General features: G+C 50.4%; 16 protein-coding genes. 11 read left to right on the forward strand and 5 right to left on the reverse strand.

Going from position 1 to position 18,847, the window contains the following annotated elements; genetic code table 11:
- Positions 1-5: 5 nt before the first annotated feature.
- Positions 6-1,253 (reverse strand): acetylxylan esterase, encoded by a 1,248-nt coding sequence (locus LZD49_RS10610; RefSeq protein ID WP_234667330.1) that lies wholly within the window; start codon positions 1,251-1,253, stop codon positions 6-8.
- 29 nt (positions 1,254-1,282) lie between these two features.
- Positions 1,283-2,101, reverse strand: a complete 819-nt coding sequence (locus LZD49_RS10615; protein WP_234667331.1) for an alpha/beta hydrolase family protein — start codon at positions 2,099-2,101, stop codon at positions 1,283-1,285.
- A gap of 224 nt (positions 2,102-2,325) precedes the next feature.
- Between LZD49_RS10615 and LZD49_RS10620 the strand changes: the two genes are divergently transcribed.
- Both LZD49_RS10620 and LZD49_RS10625 read left to right on the forward strand, forming a co-directional pair.
- A complete protein-coding gene (locus LZD49_RS10620; protein ID WP_234667332.1) occupies positions 2,326-2,490 on the forward strand; it encodes a lmo0937 family membrane protein in 165 nt (54 codons plus the stop codon).
- A gap of 6 nt (positions 2,491-2,496) precedes the next feature.
- Positions 2,497-3,048 (forward strand): hypothetical protein, encoded by a 552-nt coding sequence (locus LZD49_RS10625; RefSeq protein WP_234667333.1) that lies wholly within the window; start codon positions 2,497-2,499, stop codon positions 3,046-3,048.
- A 41-nt stretch (positions 3,049-3,089) separates the two neighbouring features.
- Here LZD49_RS10625 and LZD49_RS10630 read toward each other — a convergent pair whose 3' ends face one another.
- A complete protein-coding gene (locus LZD49_RS10630; RefSeq protein ID WP_234667737.1) occupies positions 3,090-3,785 on the reverse strand; it encodes an arylesterase in 696 nt (231 codons plus the stop codon).
- A gap of 167 nt (positions 3,786-3,952) precedes the next feature.
- Between LZD49_RS10630 and LZD49_RS10635 the strand changes: the two genes are divergently transcribed.
- The 5 genes from LZD49_RS10635 to LZD49_RS10655 all read left to right on the forward strand — a co-directional run bounded on the left by LZD49_RS10635 (position 3,953) and on the right by LZD49_RS10655 (position 12,645).
- A complete protein-coding gene (locus tag LZD49_RS10635; RefSeq protein WP_234667334.1) occupies positions 3,953-4,627 on the forward strand; it encodes an ABC transporter ATP-binding protein in 675 nt (224 codons plus the stop codon).
- 13 nt (positions 4,628-4,640) lie between these two features.
- Positions 4,641-7,184, forward strand: coding sequence for an ABC transporter permease (locus LZD49_RS10640; protein WP_234667335.1), 2,544 nt, complete (start codon positions 4,641-4,643; stop codon positions 7,182-7,184).
- 16 nt (positions 7,185-7,200) lie between these two features.
- Positions 7,201-7,347 (forward strand): hypothetical protein, encoded by a 147-nt coding sequence (locus LZD49_RS10645; RefSeq protein WP_234667336.1) that lies wholly within the window; start codon positions 7,201-7,203, stop codon positions 7,345-7,347.
- Positions 7,348-7,904: 557 nt separating this feature from the next.
- A complete protein-coding gene (locus tag LZD49_RS10650) occupies positions 7,905-10,940 on the forward strand; it encodes a SusC/RagA family TonB-linked outer membrane protein (RefSeq protein WP_234667739.1) in 3,036 nt (1,011 codons plus the stop codon).
- A gap of 10 nt (positions 10,941-10,950) precedes the next feature.
- Positions 10,951-12,645, forward strand: coding sequence for a RagB/SusD family nutrient uptake outer membrane protein (locus LZD49_RS10655; protein ID WP_234667337.1), 1,695 nt, complete (start codon positions 10,951-10,953; stop codon positions 12,643-12,645).
- Between the two features lie 108 nt (positions 12,646-12,753).
- Here LZD49_RS10655 and LZD49_RS10660 read toward each other — a convergent pair whose 3' ends face one another.
- Both LZD49_RS10660 and LZD49_RS10665 read right to left on the reverse strand, forming a co-directional pair.
- On the reverse strand, positions 12,754-12,990 hold the full coding sequence (locus LZD49_RS10660) for a hypothetical protein (protein ID WP_234667338.1): 237 nt from the start codon (positions 12,988-12,990) through the stop codon (positions 12,754-12,756).
- Between the two features lie 51 nt (positions 12,991-13,041).
- Positions 13,042-14,073: a LacI family DNA-binding transcriptional regulator gene (locus LZD49_RS10665; protein ID WP_234667339.1), complete on the reverse strand. Its 1,032-nt coding sequence runs from the start codon at positions 14,071-14,073 to the stop codon at positions 13,042-13,044.
- A 126-nt stretch (positions 14,074-14,199) separates the two neighbouring features.
- Here LZD49_RS10665 and iolB point away from each other — a divergent pair, with 126 nt between their 5' ends.
- The 4 genes from iolB (at position 14,200) to iolG (ending at position 18,804) form a co-directional block, all read left to right on the forward strand.
- A complete protein-coding gene (gene iolB, locus LZD49_RS10670) occupies positions 14,200-15,063 on the forward strand; it encodes a 5-deoxy-glucuronate isomerase (RefSeq protein WP_234667340.1) in 864 nt (287 codons plus the stop codon).
- 21 nt (positions 15,064-15,084) lie between these two features.
- The gene (iolC, locus tag LZD49_RS10675) at positions 15,085-16,092 is read left to right on the forward strand and encodes a 5-dehydro-2-deoxygluconokinase (RefSeq protein WP_234667341.1); all 1,008 of its coding nucleotides are present in this window, start codon (positions 15,085-15,087) and stop codon (positions 16,090-16,092) included.
- 42 nt (positions 16,093-16,134) lie between these two features.
- The gene (locus LZD49_RS10680) at positions 16,135-17,601 is read left to right on the forward strand and encodes a CoA-acylating methylmalonate-semialdehyde dehydrogenase (RefSeq protein WP_234667342.1); all 1,467 of its coding nucleotides are present in this window, start codon (positions 16,135-16,137) and stop codon (positions 17,599-17,601) included.
- A gap of 168 nt (positions 17,602-17,769) precedes the next feature.
- On the forward strand, positions 17,770-18,804 hold the full coding sequence (iolG, locus tag LZD49_RS10685; protein ID WP_234667343.1) for an inositol 2-dehydrogenase: 1,035 nt from the start codon (positions 17,770-17,772) through the stop codon (positions 18,802-18,804).
- Positions 18,805-18,847 lie beyond the last annotated feature (43 nt).

Consider the following 18,847-nt stretch of genomic DNA (forward strand, 5'->3'; position numbering starts at 1 on the left):
TCGGTCTATTTTTGCAAATGTAAATCAGAGAAATTTAAAAACTGTATCCAATCGAACATTTTAACGTCGTGCCCTCCCGGTCGGATATGAAAGCCAATTTGACCTGTCAAAGGCTGATTCAGTGCAGGAAACGGGCCTTCTGGCAAACCGTTCGTCCCTAAAAACCGGTACACTGTATCGGCAGCCTGCGCGGTTGCAAACTCACCCTGCGGATCCGAATTTTTATCGTCCTCGGCGGTAGCCAAATATACCGGCCGCGGGGCGATCAGCGCCAGAACGAAATGCTGGTCAAATGGCAGATCAGTGTCTCTCCCCTTGTATTTACCAAAACTCCCGGCAAACCAATGCGGAAACACGGTACAAAGCCGGTTGATATCCTCCCCCATACCACGCCGGAACTGCTTGGCGCCGCCTGCACCCGATTCATTGCTCAGTACGGCAGCAAACCGCCTGTCTGTTGCGCCGGCCCAAAGAGCAGACTTGCCGAGCCTCGAAAATCCGAATACGGCCACGCGTTTGGCGTCGATATCCTTGTCGGTTTCCAGGTAATCCATGCCGCGGCTCAGTGCCCATGCCCAGGCTGCCACGGTCCCGAAATTATCCTCCCGCTGTTGCAATTCAGGATAAAGCGGATGGACGCCCGTTTGAAATGCCTGTGCCTTCCGGTCGGAGGCAACTTCCTCGCGGTAGAGCGTCACGAGCGCATACCCGCGTGCAAGGATGCTGTCTACGGCCCATTGCGAGGCATTTACGCCCCGGCAGGCTTCCGTAGCCTTGCCATCGGCTCCACACGGGAACATTTTGCTATTTTCTACCCAGGCGGTTGTCAGCTTAATGCCCGGATCTGCGTGAATAGCCTGGTTACCAATGAAGTTCAGCCCGATAATGGCCGGTACCGGATGCTTAGCATGGTTTGGGATGTAAATAAGCAGGTCGAACTGCGCTTCTTTTCCCTTCTCAGTAATATGGATAGTGACCTGCTTCCGCGTCGCTTTTCCAGCCAATGCATTTTTGTTCTGATCAAAAACTTCGAACCGTATGTTCTTCGGACGACCCGGTGCCATTCCGTACATTTCGCGCGTCATGATATCGAGGATCTCCCCGCGTCTTCGTTCCCAATCCTTTAACGTCTTCACCTTTTTCCCATTGGTAAAAGTAAATGGATCGGGAAACGCCTGATTACCCTCCTGGCCATGCGTTATTTTTGCACAGGCCAAAAGCATCAGTAGTAAAAAGATAGAAGACCACTTCATAATGAGCAGATAAAGAACGGATTACTGATCTATTTTTTATTAAAATAACCACTCATAAACAACAACTGATGCTGCACTGCATTTTCCCAGTAAGGCCAGTTATGCGCGCCCGGACGGGAGATGTAATCGTGTGGGATTTTGCGGTATTCGAGCTGCTTATGCAGGTTTTCATTCACACCATAAAAGAAGTCTTCGGTACCGCAGTCAATGATCAGGGAAAGTGCGTTCGGAGTGAGCAAATGGAGCATATTAATTACCGTGTTCTTCTCCCATCTTTCAGGTTGTTCTGCGTAGGTTCCGAGGCGTTTGGCCATGTCCCAGTTGTTGGGGAAAGGGCGAATATCCACACCACCGCTCATACTGCCTGCCGTGCCATACACATCCTGATGTTTGAGCGCAAGGTACAACGCGCCGTGCCCACCCATGCTCAGCCCGGTAATGCCACGTCCCTTGCGGTCTTTAATTGTTTTGTAATTCTTATCGATGTAGGAAACGAGTTCTTTGGAAATATAGGTCTCGAATTGCGATTGCGGATCTACCGGACTATCCCAGTACCAGCTGCTGAAACCGCCATCAGGGCACACAATGATGATGTTGTGAAGATCCGCAGCCTTTTGAATGCCGGGGACGCGGCTTACCCAGTTGGAGTGGTTACCGCTATAACCATGAAGAAGGTAGACAACTGGGTATTCCTTCCCTGAGTCGTACCCATCCGGCCTCACAATCACCACTTTAAAATTCTTTTTCATAACAGCGCTATTCACCTCGACCGAGTCGACGCGTGCCGCGTGCGCTTGCAGGAGCGACATTAAACCAAATACAAAGAGCGAAAAGAATGCTTTTTTCATTTTGAAAGGTTGAAAGGAAATTAAGATGATGACGACAATCTATGGCATGTGCCGTAAGCTTTTGAGAAAATTTTCTACAACTAAACCGTTGGTTAGCCGTGAATGCCGCAAATATTGTAGAAACCGGGGAAATATCCCGATTTAGCCTGCGGAATCCTATCTGGCATTTAATTTGATATAACTATCATAATTAAAAATTAACTCTAACTCAAAATATTACAACAATGGGAAATCTCCTTTACACGATTGCCATCATCCTGGTGATCCTATGGCTGATCGGCTACTTCGGTTTTGCAAGTTTTGGATTAGGCAATATCATTCATGTTTTGCTGGTAATCGCCGTCATCGCGATCATCCTTCGTGTCATACGTGGGGACAGGGTGGTGTAGACAGTCATGGAAACGACAATCGAATACAACTATCCGTCGCTGGTCAATGCGGTATTCTCTAACCGAATTGACGCCCAAAAGGCTTACGATGAGCTCATGTACCGCGGTTACAAGCCCGACGAGATCAACGTAATTGTTTCCGATGAAACACACCGGATCCACCATGAAGAAATCGAGACTTCAAATCCGGCCCATTCTACCATAGAGAATGCGGGTATAGGCTCGGTCGTCGGTGGTACTGCCGGGGCCATTGCGGGGGCGGTTATTGCGATCGGGACCACGATAGTGATACCAGGCCTGGGCATTGCCGTTGCGGGTCCGTTGCTCGCAGCACTTACGGGTGCAGGCGCTGGCGGACTTACCGGCGGGATTGTAGGTGCGCTGCATCACCGCGGTGTCCCCAAGGAACATGCCGATGTATTCGAGTCGAGCATCCGTGAAGGGGGCACGGTCATTTCATTCACACCACGCACGGTAGAGGACAGGATGGAAATTATCGAAGCCTGGAACAGCTACGGCGCAAGACAACTCCACGGTAATGAAACTTACAAAGTCTGAAAAGACGCAAAAAAGAACCCGCTCAACGGCGGGTTCTTTGCTTATAGCAGGTCTTTTATCATGATCCAGACATTCTCGGCGAGAATCTTGTGCCCTTCGGCGGTCGGATGGATGCCGTCGGCCTGGTTCAGTTTTGATTCGCCCCCTACGCCTTCCAGCAAAAAGGGGATCAGCGTGATGTCGTTCTTTTTGGCCAGCTCGGCATACACTTCCTTGAATTCACCGGCGTATTTTTGGCCCATATTCGGCGGGATCTGCATACCTGCCAGCACCAGTTTAGTTTCGGGATATTTGGCTTTTACTTTGTCGAGAATAGCTTGCAGGTTCTTTTTCGTTTCGGAAACCGGGATACCGCGCAGGCCGTCGTTACCGCCGAGTTCGAGGACAAAAATATCTAATGGTTGTTTCAACAGCCAGTCGATGCGGCTATTACCGCCCGATGTGGTTTCCCCACTCACACCCGCGTTAACGACTTTGTAATTTAATTTCAGCGAATCGATCCGCTTTTGGATGAGCCCGGCAAATGCCTGTGAGGGGTCGTCGAGGCCGTAGCCGGCAGTAAGGCTGTTCCCGAAGAACACCAGGACCTTCTTCCTGGCTTCGGGTGATTTGGTCGCGGCTTGGGTAGCATCGGCCTTTTGCCCTTCATCCTGCTTTTTCTCACCGCCGCAGGACATTAGCACCACCGTGAGGATCGCCAAGTTCAAAAATATTTTAGATGGATGCACAGCAATCATATTTAGTAGCAATGGGAATGGATTTATGGTTAAAAACGCCGTACCGGGCCATTCATTCTCTTTTAAAAACCGTTTAAACTATATTTATGAGAAACAATTGCCGAAAAGAGCCAAATTAGGTTTTCCGCGGTAATCAGCACCACGCAAACATAAAAGAAAAACGATTGATGAATACCATACTCGATCTGCACGACGTCAGTAAAATATATAAAAGCGGTGACCGCACCCTCAAAGTCCTCGACAATATCACTTTTTCCATCGAAACAGGCTCTTCCGTCTCAATTGTAGGCCCTTCGGGAAGCGGCAAAACGACAGTCCTTGGCCTCTGTGCCGGCCTCGACCGCTCTACATCGGGCACTGTGGAATTGCACGGAACGCGCCTTAATGGCCTTAATGAAGACCAGCTCGCAGCAGTTCGTAACCAATACGTAGGCTTTATTTTCCAAAACTTCCAGTTGCTGCCCACGCTCACCGCCTTGGAAAATGTAATGGTGCCTATGGAATTGCGCGGTGAGAAGAATGTGAAGCCACGTGCCCTCGACCTGCTCGACAAGGTGGGCCTGGCCGAAAGGAGCCATCACTATCCAACGCAGCTCAGCGGTGGAGAGCAGCAGCGTGTGTCGCTCGCCCGCGCGTTTTCCAACCAGCCGCAAATCCTTTTTGCGGACGAACCCACGGGAAACCTCGACGCCGAAACGAGCGAAAAAGTCGTAAAACTGCTGTTCGACCTCAACCGCGAGGCCGGTACCACGCTGGTAGTTGTGACACACGACCTCGAACTCGCTGCCAAAACCCAGCGTATTATCCGCATCAAAGGCGGCAAAATTGTGGAAGCAAGCTAACTGTGATTTCCTGATGAACCCCGATACATTCAACTTTCCCTGGTTATTACGAATGGCCTGGCGCGACAGCCGTAAAAATCGCGCACGCCTGGCATTGTTTATATCCTCCATCATTCTTGGCATCGCGGCGCTTGTGGCGATTTATTCATTAGGCGACAATCTGCGCGATAACATCGACAGCCAGGCCGCGACACTCCTTGGAGCCGATCTGTCCATTTACAGTGGAAAAAAGATTGAGGGGAAAGCGATGGCATTCGTTGATTCGCTTGGCAAGGTACGCTCCGAAGAACGCGCATTTGCTTCGATGGTTTATTTCAAAAAAGGCGGTGGGAACAGATTGGCGCAGGTAAAGGCACTGCAGGGCGATTTTCCTTACTACGGCAAACTGGAAACCATTCCGGTTTCCGCTGAAAAGTCTTTCCGGGATCGCCAGGAAGCATTAGTGGATCAGACTTTAATGTTACAATACCGCGCACAGGTAGGCGATTCGATTAAAATCGGGGAAGTGACTTTTGCGATTGCGGGTGTTCTGGAAAAAGCGCCGGGCGCGACGGGCATTACCGCTTCGGTAGCGCCTGTGGTATATATTCCCATGCGTTTTCTGGACCAAACAGGCCTGATGCAAAAGGGCAGCCGAGTCGGTTACCGGTACTATTTCAAATATCCGGTTAAAACGGATGTCGAAAAATTCGTGAAAGCACGGCAACCGCAATTCGAGCGTTATGACCTGGACCACAACACCGTACAAAGCCAAAAGGAAGACACCGGCCGTTCTTTCCGCGACCTTACACGCTTCCTTTCCCTGGTCGGTTTTGTAGCGCTGCTGCTGGGATGCATTGGGGTTGCGAGCGCAATACATATATATGTGCGCGAAAAGTTGAACTCCATTGCTATTCTGCGTTGTCTGGGTGTAAGAGGATCCCAGGCATTCCTGATTTATCTGATCCAGATCGCCGGAATCGGGCTGATTGGAACGATCCTCGGTACCATTTTGGGGACGGTCATTCAGCAATTTTTACCGGTGGTGCTGAAAGACCTGCTGCCATTTGACCTTAATACCGACATTTCCTGGCCAGCCGTCGCACAAGGGCTTGTGATTGGCGTACTTATTTCCATTTTATTTGCATTACCCCCGCTGGTATCGATCCGTAAAGTATCGCCTCTAAACGTGCTGCGATCGTCCTCCGATGCCGCCCATCCCGAACGTGATGCCGTAAGCTGGGCATTGTACGGCCTGATCATTCTTTTCATTTTCGGGTTTTCGTTCCTGCAAATGCAAACCTGGTTGCAGGCGCTGGTCTTTACAGCGAGTATCCTGGCTTCGTTCCTGATCCTTTTTGGCATTGCCAGCCTGCTCATGTGGCTCGTGCGCAAGTTCTTCCCGACGTCCTGGAGTTACCTCTGGCGACAGGGCCTGGCCAATTTGTACCGGCCCAATAACCAAACTACCATCCTAATCGTGTCGGTAGGACTCGGCACCTCGCTCATCTGCACGCTCTTTTTTATCCAATCTATTCTACTTACGCGCGTCAAGCTTTCCAGTAGCGGCAACCAGCCCAATATGGTGCTTTTCGATATCCAGAGCAACCAGAAAGAAGGCGTATTAGCCATTGCCAAGGCACAAAAAGTGCCCATTAACCAGAGCGTACCTATCGTAAACATGCGCTTGGAAGAGATTAATGGCAAAACCGCCGCCGATTTCGAAGGCGACACCACCGCCGAGCAATCGCGCCGCATTTTCGGGCGGGAATACCGGGTAACTTTCCGCGACTCGACGACTTCCTCCGAAAAGATCACCAAAGGAAAATGGCAGGGTAAATACGACAGATCCGCGACAATTATCCCTATTTCCGTTGAACAAGGTTTTGCGGAAAGAAGTCGGCTCGAGCTGGGTGATACACTGGTTTTTAATGTACAGGGCACCATTATGCCGACAACCATTGCGAGCTTCCGGGAAGTGAACTGGAGTGAGGTGCGTACCAACTTCCTCGTCGTTTTTCCAACAGGCGTTTTGGAAGAGGCTCCGCAATTCCACGCTATGCTCACGCATGTGCCTAATCCGGAAGTATCGGCCAGTTTCCAGCAGGCATTGGTCAGGCAATACCCCAACATTTCCATCATCGACCTCGCACTGGTACTTCGGGTTTTGGATGAAATTTTTGATAAAATCGGCTTTGTGATCCGTTTTATGGCCGGTTTCAGCATTCTGACCGGGCTGATCGTACTCGTTGCCTCTGTCATGATCAGCAAATATCAGCGAATCCAGGAAAGCGTTCTGCTCAGGACATTGGGCGCAAGTCGCAAACAGATATTTGTCATCACCTCCCTGGAATACTTCTTTCTCGGCTCGATGGCCGCATTCACCGGCATTCTCATTGCTGTAATCGGAAGCTTTTGCCTCGCCAAATTTAGCTTCGAATCGGAGTTCAATCCCGAGCTCGGGCCGATTGTATTGATCTTCCTCTTCGTCTCATTGCTAACTGTTATTATCGGTTTGCTCAACAGCCGCGGCATCTTGTCCCGCCCCCCGCTGGAAGTGTTGCGGCAGGATGTTTAAAATTTTATTTTAGGTCATGGATATGAAAATATTGGAAGAGCTCCAGGAATGGGGAGCACAGGTTGCCAGGCTTGTTGAGCTGGTAGCAATGACGAACACGACTCTACAACTACATATGAAAGATTACTCGCCGAACACCAGCGGGAATTGGACGAGTTGTTAAAACTCGTGGCCTGAATCTGAGAGTCCTACCGATAGATACCGTAGCCTAACCGCCTGGAAATAGCTATTATTCCTTCCTCCATCGCCCTTCCTCCTTCCTCCCCCTACTCCATTCCCCCCCTCCCGCGTCTCATCCCCTTCCCCTGATTTAACAATTCCTTAAACCAAATTCCTTCACTTATTCGTCCTTCGACTGCCATTTTTGGACTGGAATGCTGCTTTAATGCAACTTTCTTAGCCCTTATGAGACTTTTGGATGATTTAGAGTTACTATTCCTACACCACATTCCGCAATATCAATTTCATCCTATTTAATCTTTATATTTTTTCAAACGTTTGCACATAATTTCAAACGTTTGCATAAACTATACAGTTAGTTCTATTTATTGTTTCAAAAATACAATTTGTAATCTTGTAACTCCATACCTCTAATTCCTCTATTATGGCTATAATTCACCTCACGTTCCCATTTCAATTCATTCTAAAATCCAATAATCCACGACTATGAGAAAATCTTCGACTCTATCAGTCAGGACCGGGATAATCCGAAACTGCCTAATGCAGGTGACGGCCGTGTGCGGCCTCCATGCAATAGCTGCAGCCAAGATCCCCCTATCCGAAGGCCAGCCAAGAAAACATGTTGAAACCAGCATGATCCAATCGCAGGAAGTAACGCTCACCGGTAAAGTGACCACCGAAGGCTCTTCCGAAGGACTGCCCGGCGTCACCGTCGTGATCTCCGACGCCAGTGGGAACAACAAGCAAGGCGCAACGACCAATGAATCGGGAACATTCAGTTTTCCCAACCTGCAAACTGGCATGCGCTATAACCTTGAGTTCAGCTATATCGGTTTTGAAAAACAGTCTCTCAATGATTTTCTTTTAACTGAGTCCAATACGAATTCTATCGAGATCAGGCTTAAAGAATCGGCTTCCAACCTGAGCGAGGTGGTGGTGGTAGGTTACGGCAGCACAACCAAAAAGGATATTACAGGTTCGGTGAAGTCATTGAAAAGCTCGGATTTCAACGCCGGGATCATCAACTCGCCGGAGCAGCTTCTGCAGGGAAGGGTATCCGGCGTGAACATCACCTCGGCGACGGGAGAACCTGGCGGCAGATCGAATATTACCGTTCGCGGTCCTGGTGGGGTGCGTACCGGTAGTACGCCATTGTTTGTCGTGGACGGTATGGCGCTCGACAACAGTGGAACCGGAGGCGACGCCAATCCGCTCAACTTCCTGAACCCTCAGGATATCGAGTCGATCGACGTGCTGAAAGACGCCTCTGCCACAGCAATTTACGGAGCACGTGGTGCAAATGGGGTCATTCTCATTACTACCAAAAAAGGAAAATCCGGCCAGGCCGTTGTTACTTACTCCGGAAGCCTGGGCCTTTCTACGATGGCCCGCCCAATAGATGTCCTCTCAGGCCCCGAATTTCTGACCGAGGCCACGAAACTCGGCGCTGCGGTAGTGGACGGCAAAGCGGACACCGACTGGCAAAAGGAAATTTCCCGGACCGCCACTACCCACAACCACAATTTATCGATTGGCGGGGGTAGCGATAAAATGAACTATTACGCATCATTCGGCGCGCAGAAACAGCAGGGCATACTCAAAGGAAGCCAGCAGGACCGTTATACCGGCCGGGTAAACCTTTCTCAGAAATTATTTCAGGACCGTGTGACGCTTGACGTGAACCTGAATGCAACCAACACCAAAAACCAGCGCCCGAATGTCCAGGGCATGATTGGTAGCGCCCTTACCATCAACCCTAGCTATGCACCATATGATGCCGACGGGCAGTTGGTCCAATACCAGGATTTTACCAACCCGCTGTTCATATTGCATCAGTATAAGGAACTCCTGACGACCAACCGCGTGCTCGCCAGCATATCGCCATCCGTGAAGATCATCGACGGGCTGGTTTACAAGCTGAACTTTGGCATCGATAATTCGACGGCTACCCAGGATAAGCAGACCCTGCCGAGTACTGTTCCAGCAGAAGTAGGGCGTCTGGAAAACTATGGTCTGCGCAATACCAACAAGCTGATCGAAAACTACCTGACTTATACACTGAACAATAAAATACACAGTTTCAGCGCATTGCTCGGACATTCATACCAGCACATTTTCATCCAGAGCAGAAATTTCAGCATCAACAAGTTCCCGATCTCCGACATCGAGCCGATTTACAATCCCGGCCTCGGACAGGATCTTTCGCTCGTGTTGAACCAGCCAGGCGGCTTTGCGACGATCAACGAGCTCCAATCGTTCTTCGGCCGTGTGAATTATGGTTTCAGAGACAAATACCTCGTTACAGCTACCTTACGTGTGGATGGTTCTTCCAAATTTGGTTCTAACAATAAGTACGGTTCCTTCCCTTCATTTTCATTGGGTTGGCGGATTTCGGAAGAGCCTTTCATGAAATCATCGCCATTCTCCGAGCTGAAACTGCGTGCCGGATGGGGCTCAACTGGAAACCAGGAAATTCCTTCCAAAATCACCCAGGCAAGGTTTACATCAGTGGTTTCGGGAACGACCAGTTATCCGCTAGACGGCGGAACTACCTATCCCGGTGGGACCACCTACACGCGTCTGGCCAACCCGAACATTCAGTGGGAAGTGTCAAAACAGACTGACGTAGGACTCGATTTCGGATTATTCAAAGGTGCGCTGAGCGGGGAGATCGACTATTTCAGAAAGACCTCTGAAAAAATGCTCCTTGAAGTAATTCCTGCCGATCCGGTTCAACCGGCAGGAACATTCTGGACCAATGTACCTGACATGCAAATCATCAATCAGGGTGTCGAACTTGATCTGAGCTATCGTAATTCGTTGGAGAACGGCCTAAGATATTCGGTTGGCGGAAACATTACTTTTATCAAAAACCGTGTTGAGAACTCTCCTTATACGGTCATCCCATCGGGCTCTGCGCAAGGTTCAGGCCTTACGTCAGCGACCATCAACGGTTACATCAATGGCGAAGCGATCGGTACATTCTATCTGAAAGATTTCATCGGGTTTGACGAAAATGGCATCAGCAAGTTCCGCGATGTGGACGGTAACGGCATTGTGAACGACGCCGACCGCGTAGTAGCCGGCACTGCCCTGCCTACCCGCATGTACAACTTCAACGGAAATATCAGCTTCAAAGGCTTCGACCTATCGGCGAACTTCAATGGTGTTGCGGGAAACAAGGTGTATGACAACACAGCCAACTCGAATTTCTACAAACTGAAACTATCGAAAGGCGTAAACGTAACACCGGAAGCCATTTCTGAGCCAAGCGAATCGGTTAACAACGCGGCGCTGGTTTCGACAAGGTATCTCAAAAGCGGCGCATACCTGAGGCTCAACAACCTTGTGCTGGGCTACAACCTCAACACGGCGAAACTGGGCATTAACAAATGGGTACAGACAGCCCGCATTTCGGTAACGGGCCAAAACCTGGCGCTCTGGACCAAATACAACGGTTATGATCCTGAGGTTAACAACGACCGTTCGATCGGCGGCATTACTTCATATGGTATCGACTATCTGAGCTATCCGAAAGCGAAAACCGTCCTTTTCTCGATTAATCTTGGTTTTTAATAATTGACCCATGAAGAAGAAACTATCAACCATATTTGCGGTGGCCGGCCTGCTGATGCTCAGCAATGCCTGTACCGACCTGAAAGAACAAGTCCTCGACGAAACACTGACGGTGAAACTGTCGGAAGAAGAAACCGTAAACGGCTTGCTCGCGCCAACTTATGCGCTGTTGCCTAACCTTTTCCAGCATACCACCTATTTTGCATTGCAGGAAATATCCACCGACGAGGCGATCCTGCCCTATCGCGGCGGCACCGACTGGGGTGATAACGGTATTTACCTCGCATTGCATGCGCACAATACCACCAGCACTGATCCGAACGTGAATAACACCTGGAACCAACTGGTACAATCCATTTCAAGGTGTATTACAGCAATCGAAGGCCTTAAATCCGCCACATCGCCTAACACGGCACTTTACACTGCGGAAGCCCGGGGCATGCGCGCTTATTACAACATGGTGATGCTGGATTTGTTCGGCATTGCATTTGTCAAGGAAGATCCGGGTACAACGTCGAAGATCATCCGCGGCGATGAAGCCGTCAAATACATTGAAAGTGAATTTCTTGCGGTCGAGCCTGTTTTGCGGCCCAAATCGGTTGTAGGACCAGGCCGCCTCAACCAGGCCGCCGTTTGGAGCCTTCTGGCGCGTTTGTATCTCAACTCAGCGGTGTATCGCAATATCTACGGCGCGACATTCGATTTCAAGCCCGAGGATATGGACAAGGTAATCCAGTATTCCGACAAGGTAATCAACTCGGGCCAAGCGAAGCTCTCGGCCGACTACTTCGCCATCTTTGGAAACGAGAACCACACAAATGACGAGATTATTTTTGCTGTCGATCAGCGCGCCGAACTGAATGGCCATAACCGTATGGCGTACTTTTCGATCTCGGGCGACCAGTTCCCGTTAGCGGAGTTCCCGACCGCAAATGGTACCGATGGTCCTGGTATTACTTCGGATTTTTATCAGACCTGGGTACAAGCCTATGGTGCCGTGGACCCGTCGCGCGACCCCCGGTTTTATCAGCAGAATATGTCGGTCTACACCAATGCTGCGGATACCTGCGTGGCCGATGCCGATTACAAGATCAACCGCGGTATTCTCAGAGGCCAGCAATATGGTGCACTGCGTGTGAACGGCGCATTCCTCAGATGCCCTGACGGCAAGCTGAAAGTAGGAAAATTGACCTACGTTACCCGCAACCGGGCCGACTTGCCGGTAAGCTTCTCCGAACTGATCGACTTTACAACCACGGGCAGCAATTACAACACTGGCTACCGCGTGGAGAAATACGAATTCAGCAGCAAATCGAACACCGGCCGTAACCGTGGCGAAGCGGATATCGTGATCGCCCGCCTGGCGGACATTTACCTCATGCGTGCGGAAGCGAAACTGCGTAAAAGCAACGATGCTGCCGGTGCCCTTGCCGATGTGAACCTCGTGCGCGCATCACGTACAAAGACGATCGCCCCACCTGCATTGACCAGCATGACCCTTGACCTGCTTTTCCGTGAACGAGGCTTCGAATTCTACTGGGAAATGCTCCGTCGTTCCGATATGATCCGTTTCGGCAAATACGAAGGCAAATGGACTGAAAAAACCAACGCCGATGTAAAGAAGCGAATCTTCCCGATCCCACAGACAGCCATCGATGGCGCGTCTAACCTACCAGGGTATTTGGTGCAGAATGACAGTTATTGATGCATTTGAACAAAAACAAAAAGCCGGTGGGATCGCTCCTACCGGCTTCTTGTTGGCTATTTGAAACAGCCGGTAGTTGTTTTTAGGCCTCATCGGCTTTTTTGAATGTTAGGTCCCCCTTTGGTTCTTCCGGCTGCGGTAATTGCGTGTCGGTTGCATGCTGTGGCCCATTTTCAGGTTCACTTTCTCCACCTGGTCCACCGGCACATGATTCTGCTTGGTTGTGTAAATGTCATTGAGCTCCCACACCTTTTCGCCAGGAAGAAATTCTGACTTGAAAGAAATGTCGGCCAGGTTGAGCCTCGATGCAGCCACTCCATCCCGCCAAACGACCAGGCTGTGCACACTCAGATGTTCGTAGGAAGGGTCGAAAAAATCGAGGCTGGGCCGCGCTGCTTAAATCCGCAGGGACGACTCCCTGATCACCAGTTCCGAAGGCAATACAATGCTTTCCGGTGCAAAGTCCCCGGATCCGTTCAATTGATTGAGAAACAGGCGGGAAGCCTCCATCCCGATCTTGCGGCCCGGCCGGTGTACGGTGGTGAGCGACGGGTACATGTAGGCCGAAATCGGTGAATTGTCGAAACCGACGAGCCCGATATCCTGCGGAATGCGCAACCCTTTGTCCTTCGCGACGCGCATGGCTCCGATTGCAACCTGGTCGTTTACGCCGAAGATCGCGTCCGGTGGTGACGTCAGTTCGAGCAATCGCTTGGTGGGGAGAATGGCGCTTTCGACATTAAAGTTGGTATTGATAATGAGCTCTTCCCGGACGGGCATATTGTATTTTTTGAGGCAATTGAGATATCCCTTGAAACGCTGTTCGGACACTGTGAGGCCATTCGGGCCCTTCAGATGGGCGATCTGCTTGTATCCTAACGTAACAAGGTGCTCCACCGCGGCGAAGGCCCCGTGATAATCGTCCACAGTGGCGCGGCTTGTTTCAAAATCCTCATATTCCCGGTCTATGAATATCAACGGCGTTTTACGCTGGATTACATTTTCCAAATGCTCGTAATAGCCTGCGTCATAGGTTTCTTGTGATACCGAAAGAAAAATCCCCTCGGTCCGGTTGGAGAGCAGTTTGGACAGCGATTCCTTTTCGAGCAGATAGCTTTCGTTGGTCACGCAGATGTTCAGCGTATAACCCATGGGCTGTAAAACCGTGTGTAATCCTTCAATCACCGCCGTTTCATAATAGTTACTGATCGTCGGGACAACTACGCCCAGCGAGGCGGTCTTTTTGTTGAGTAGGCTCAACGACACCTCGTTACGCTGGTAACCTACTTCCCGGGCGTATTCCTGGATGTTCTTCCGGGTATCTTCATTGATAGCCGGATGGTCGTTAAGGGCACGGGAGACGGTGGATGGAGAGCATCGGAAACGGCGTGCAATATCTTTGATCGTAACAGGACGTGAAGAATTCATGGGTTGGATTATAGCAATTAAATCTTTGAAATTTTTTCAAACGTTTGCATTCGATATTAACATATTTACATTTTGTGTTTAATTTATACAACACTATCATTGTGCAAATGTAATGGATTAACCACAATGAGTAACCTGCTGATTAAGCCCCGAACACACGACAAGACCTATCATTCCCTCTCTGCCCAACAGGCTGGCTGGACATATCTGAACTTTGAAGCTAAAATACTGGAAGCAGGTGAACAAATCGCGGGCGACACCGGCGAATATGAATATTGCTTTGTTTTGCTGGGTGGAAATTTCAAGATTGACGCTGCTGGACAAACCTGGGAAACCGGTAATGGACGCAAGGATGTTTTCAGCGGAATCGGCCATGCGATGTATCTTTCGCGCCGGACGCCGTTTGTACTGACGGCCCAATCCCCCGGCACCGATATCGCCATTTGCAAGGTCCTTTCGGACGAAGATCACCCACCGCGCATGAAACGCCCGGAGGAAGCGGCGATCGAATACCGCGGAGGCGACAATGCGAACCGCCAGATCAACAGCCTGCTCGAACCCGGTTTTGATTGCCATAAGATTGTTTGCGTGGAAGTTTATACGCCGTCCGGCAATTGGAGCTCCTTCCCTGCACACAAGCACGATGAGCGTAAGGTAGATTCCGATGGCAACCTGCTGGAAGCGAACCTCGAAGAGATTTACTTTTACAAAATCGATAAGCCACAGGGTTACGCCATTCAGCAGGTTTATACAGATGACCGCTCGCTGGATGAGATTGTCCGGGTGAAAAACAATGAAGCCGTGCTCGTTCCCAGAGGGTACCATCCGGTGGTAGCTGGCCATGGCTATCATGTATACTATCTCAACTTCCTGGCCGGAAGCGACCAATCACTCGCCAATACTTCCGACCCCGATCACGATTGGATTTATGGAACCTGGAAAGGCTCCGACCCCAGATTACCGATCGTCACCGCCGAAATGAACGGATAGACGTTCCAAACAACACAACCCATGCGCAAATACGATCTTATTACCCTTGGCCGCTCGTCTATTGACCTCTACTCGGCCAACGTGGGTAGTCCATTTGAAAAAATTGAAGCATTCAATGCATTTGTGGGCGGCTGTCCGCTCAATATTGCTACCGGAAGCCGTCGGCTAGGCCTGGAAACAGCCATTCTGACCGGCATTGGCAATGACCAGGTTGGTAACTTCATCAAACATTTTCTCGACAACGAAGGCATTGTTACCGAGTGGGTACCGACTATCGAAGGCACCCGTAGCTCGGCAGTCGTGCTGGGTATAGAACCTCCCGACCGTTTTCCGCTTGTTTATTACCGCGAGAACTGCGCAGATATTAACCTGAACATCGATCACGTATCCGCCATTCCGTTCCAGGATTTCAAAGCGGCCGCGTTTTCAGGTACTGCATTCAGTAAAGATCCAAGCCGTACGGCCATGTTCTTTGCCCTCGAGCTGGCGAAAAAGAACGGGGTTACGCGCTTGCTCGACATCGATTTCCGTGCCGACCAGTGGTTCGACCCGCGTGCATTCGGCGTAACGATCCGTGCGGCATTAGGAAGCTTTAACATTGTAGTAGGAACAGAAGAAGAGATACTGGCGACGTTCCTCACTGACAAAGAGCAGCTTTTGATCAAACACCAGCAAATATCCGCACCTGAAATCCGGGGGAACATTGAGAATGCGATTCAGGAAATCCTGGCATCAGGTGTAGAAACCCTTGTGGTGAAACGCGGCAAAGACGGTGCATCTATTTTTCAACCGGGTAAGGAAGAAGTGAAAGTTCCTGGCTTCCCGGTGGAGGTACTGAACGTGCTTGGAGCCGGAGACGCGTTCTGCGCGGGATTCTCGTTCGGGCTGCTGAGTGGCTGGGATTTGTACCAAAGCGTAAGAATGGGTAATGCCTGCGGTGCGATCATCGTGACGCGTGAAGGCTGTGCGAACTTCATGCCAAGCTATGACGAAGTAATGGAGTTCGTACAAGGATACGGAGGCTTATAATTTCAAACAGGCCGGAACCCGCGTCCGGCGAAATCAATACAAATGGAAAAATTACAGAATTACATCAATGGCCGCTGGGTCGACAGTCACTCCGATCACTTTGTGAATGTATTGAACCCGGCCAGTCAGGAAGTGTTGGCACAAGTGCCTTATGGCAATGCGCAGGATGTAGCCGATGCGGCTGCCGCGGCCCACGAAGGTTTTCAGGAATGGAGAAATACGCCGGTTTCTAAGCGTGTACAATATTTGTTTAAACTGAAAACACTGCTGGAAGATAACGCCGACGACATCGCCAGAACCATCACACTCGAATCGGGCAAGACATTCATTGAGGCAAGAGCCGAAATGGTCCGCGCGATCGAAAATGTGGAGAATGCCTGCGGGATGCCGACACTGATCCAGGGCGAGTTCTCCGAAGATATTGCCAAAGGCATCGACGAATATATGATCCGCCAGCCGCTGGGCGTGTGTGCTTGTATTGCACCGTTCAACTTTCCCGGTATGATCACATTCTGGTTTCTCCCCTATGCACTCGCCTGCGGAAACAGCTACATTATCAAACCGTCTGAAAAAGTACCCTTGACGATGACGAAGATCGTAGGCCTTATGGAGCAGCTCGACCTTCCCAAAGGCGTACTGAACCTCGTGCAGGGCGCGCGCGAAACGGTGGATGCTATTCTGGAACATCCGGTCATAAAAGGTATCAGTTTCGTGGGTTCTTCAAATGTAGCGCGTTATGTGTATTCCAAAGGTTCCGCCAACGGCAAGCGTGTGCAAGCGCAGGGAGGAGCCAAAAACCCGGTAATTGTCCTTCCGGATGCAGATATTGATATGACCTCGCAAATCGTCATCGATAGTGTTTTCGGTTGTGCAGGCCAGCGCTGTCTTGCCGCTTCGACAATCATTACGGTGGGCGAGCATAAAGACATTACTGAAAGTCTCGTCGAATCTGCGAGAAACCGTAAGACCGGTTTTGGGCTGGATTCCGACGTATTGATGGGTCCGGTAATCACGGCAGAAAGCAAGACCCGCGTTCACGGCCTGATTGAAAGAGGTTTGCACGAAGGCGGCAGGCTGCTGGTAGACGGGCGTAATGCGCAGATCAACGGATACGAAAATGGCAACTTCATTGCCCCTACCATTATTGAAGATATTCCATTGGATGGCGAACTGGCCTCGACCGAGATTTTCGGGCCGGTGTTGAGTTTGGTTCATATTAATACCATCGATGAAGCCATTCGCTTCATCAACTCGGGGAGGTACGGAAATATGGCTTGTATTTTCACGAGCAGCGGTCTGAATGCCCGCCGTTTCCGTCACGAGGCGGAGGCTGGTAATATCGGTATCAATATCGGTGTAGCTGCGCCGGTGGCACAATTCCCGTTCTCGGGCTGGAAAGACAGCTTCTACGGCGATCTCCACGGCCAAGGCAAGCACGCAGTCGAGTTCTTTACCCAAACCAAAGTGGTGATAGAGCGCTGGCTGAAAGAATGGAGCAGGAAATTTTAGGGCCTGCGGCCCCGACCGCAGACCACCGACCGCCGATCACATGGATTTGCATTACAAGAGATCAGCGGTCGGCCGGCGGCGGTTAAAAATCAATCGCAAAAACAATCCCTGACAATCAAATACTTAATCATTTGCCGTCGACTTAAGTCGACGGCAATAAGCTGAAAGATGACAAAAAAAATTAAAACCGGTGTGATCGGACTGGGCCGGATTGGCCAGATCCACCTCAGCAACCTTGTGCATCACATGCCGGATGCGGAAGTGATTATCGCTTCCGATCTGTCGCCGGCTGCGCATGCGTTCGCCTATGATCTCGGCGTTCCGCAAGTTAGTACCGACGCTTACGACGTGATTAACCATCCCGATGTGGAAGCGGTAATTATCTGCTCGCCCACGCCTTTTCACGTGCCCTACACAGTGGCGGCTGCGGAAAAAGGCAAGCATGTTTTTTGTGAAAAACCACTTGATGTGACGCTGGAAGCCATTCAGGCGGCGGAGAAAGCGGTTTCCGACAATAATGTAAAGTTAATGCTGGGCTTCAACCGCCGTTTCGATGCGAACTTCAATAATGTGAGGCACATCGTGGCGAACGACAAGATCGGCGAACCGCACATTCTCCGCATTACCAGCCGCGATCCGGCACCGCCACCGGTAGAATACCTGAAAGTATCCGGCGGGATCTTTCTTGACATGTCTATTCACGACTTCGATATGGCGCGATATATTGTCGGCAGCGAAGTGAAGGAAGTATTTGTAAAGGGCGATGCACTCATTCATCCCGAGATCAAGGAATTTGGCGATATCGATACCGCTGTAATTGTTTTGACATTTGAAAACGGTGCCATCGGCGTTATCGACAACAGCCGCAAGGCCGTCTACGGCTACGACCAGCGCCTCGAAATCTTCGGCTCAAAAGGAATGGCGAAAGCAGAAAACAACACCACCGACACGCTTATCCACTTCGATAGCAACGGCGGCCATAGCTCTTTACCGCTGCATTTTTTCCTCGAAAGATATGAGACCGCCTACCGTGTTTGTCTAAAAACGTTTATTGACTGCGTGTTGAAAGACACTCCATCGCCAGTGAATGCACATGATGGGCTGATGGCAACCGCAATCGGTATCGCAGCGATGAAATCCCTGACCGAAGGCCGGAGCGTGAAACTGGAAGAGGTGCTGCAAGATGTGACCGTTCAGGCGTAAACAGGAACTGTTCAAAAATTCATAAGTTTGGGCGCTTTTAAAA

The organism is Dyadobacter sp. CY261 (assembly GCF_021440085.1).
Classification (GTDB): Bacteria; Bacteroidota; Bacteroidia; order Cytophagales; family Spirosomataceae; genus Dyadobacter.

Excerpts from the sequence above, each read along its gene's own strand:
- iolC (WP_234667341.1), top strand. The coding sequence starts at position 15,085 with ATGCGCAAATACGATCTTATTACCCTTGGCCGCTCGTCTATTGACCTC.
- LZD49_RS10650 (WP_234667739.1), top strand. The coding sequence starts at position 7,905 with ATGCAGGTGACGGCCGTGTGCGGCCTCCATGCAATAGCTGCAGCCAAG.
- LZD49_RS10635 (WP_234667334.1), top strand. The coding sequence starts at position 3,953 with ATGAATACCATACTCGATCTGCACGACGTCAGTAAAATATATAAAAGC.
- LZD49_RS10680 (WP_234667342.1), top strand. The coding sequence starts at position 16,135 with ATGGAAAAATTACAGAATTACATCAATGGCCGCTGGGTCGACAGTCAC.
- LZD49_RS10645 (WP_234667336.1), top strand. The coding sequence starts at position 7,201 with ATGGATATGAAAATATTGGAAGAGCTCCAGGAATGGGGAGCACAGGTT.
- iolB (WP_234667340.1), top strand. The coding sequence starts at position 14,200 with ATGAGTAACCTGCTGATTAAGCCCCGAACACACGACAAGACCTATCAT.
- LZD49_RS10615 (WP_234667331.1), bottom strand. The coding sequence starts at position 2,101 with ATGAAAAAAGCATTCTTTTCGCTCTTTGTATTTGGTTTAATGTCGCTC.
- LZD49_RS10665 (WP_234667339.1), bottom strand. The coding sequence starts at position 14,073 with ATGAATTCTTCACGTCCTGTTACGATCAAAGATATTGCACGCCGTTTC.
- iolG (WP_234667343.1), top strand. The coding sequence starts at position 17,770 with ATGACAAAAAAAATTAAAACCGGTGTGATCGGACTGGGCCGGATTGGC.
- LZD49_RS10630 (WP_234667737.1), bottom strand. The coding sequence starts at position 3,785 with ATGATTGCTGTGCATCCATCTAAAATATTTTTGAACTTGGCGATCCTC.
- LZD49_RS10640 (WP_234667335.1), top strand. The coding sequence starts at position 4,641 with ATGAACCCCGATACATTCAACTTTCCCTGGTTATTACGAATGGCCTGG.
- LZD49_RS10655 (WP_234667337.1), top strand. The coding sequence starts at position 10,951 with ATGAAGAAGAAACTATCAACCATATTTGCGGTGGCCGGCCTGCTGATG.
- LZD49_RS10620 (WP_234667332.1), top strand. The coding sequence starts at position 2,326 with ATGGGAAATCTCCTTTACACGATTGCCATCATCCTGGTGATCCTATGG.
- LZD49_RS10610 (WP_234667330.1), bottom strand. The coding sequence starts at position 1,253 with ATGAAGTGGTCTTCTATCTTTTTACTACTGATGCTTTTGGCCTGTGCA.
- LZD49_RS10625 (WP_234667333.1), top strand. The coding sequence starts at position 2,497 with ATGGAAACGACAATCGAATACAACTATCCGTCGCTGGTCAATGCGGTA.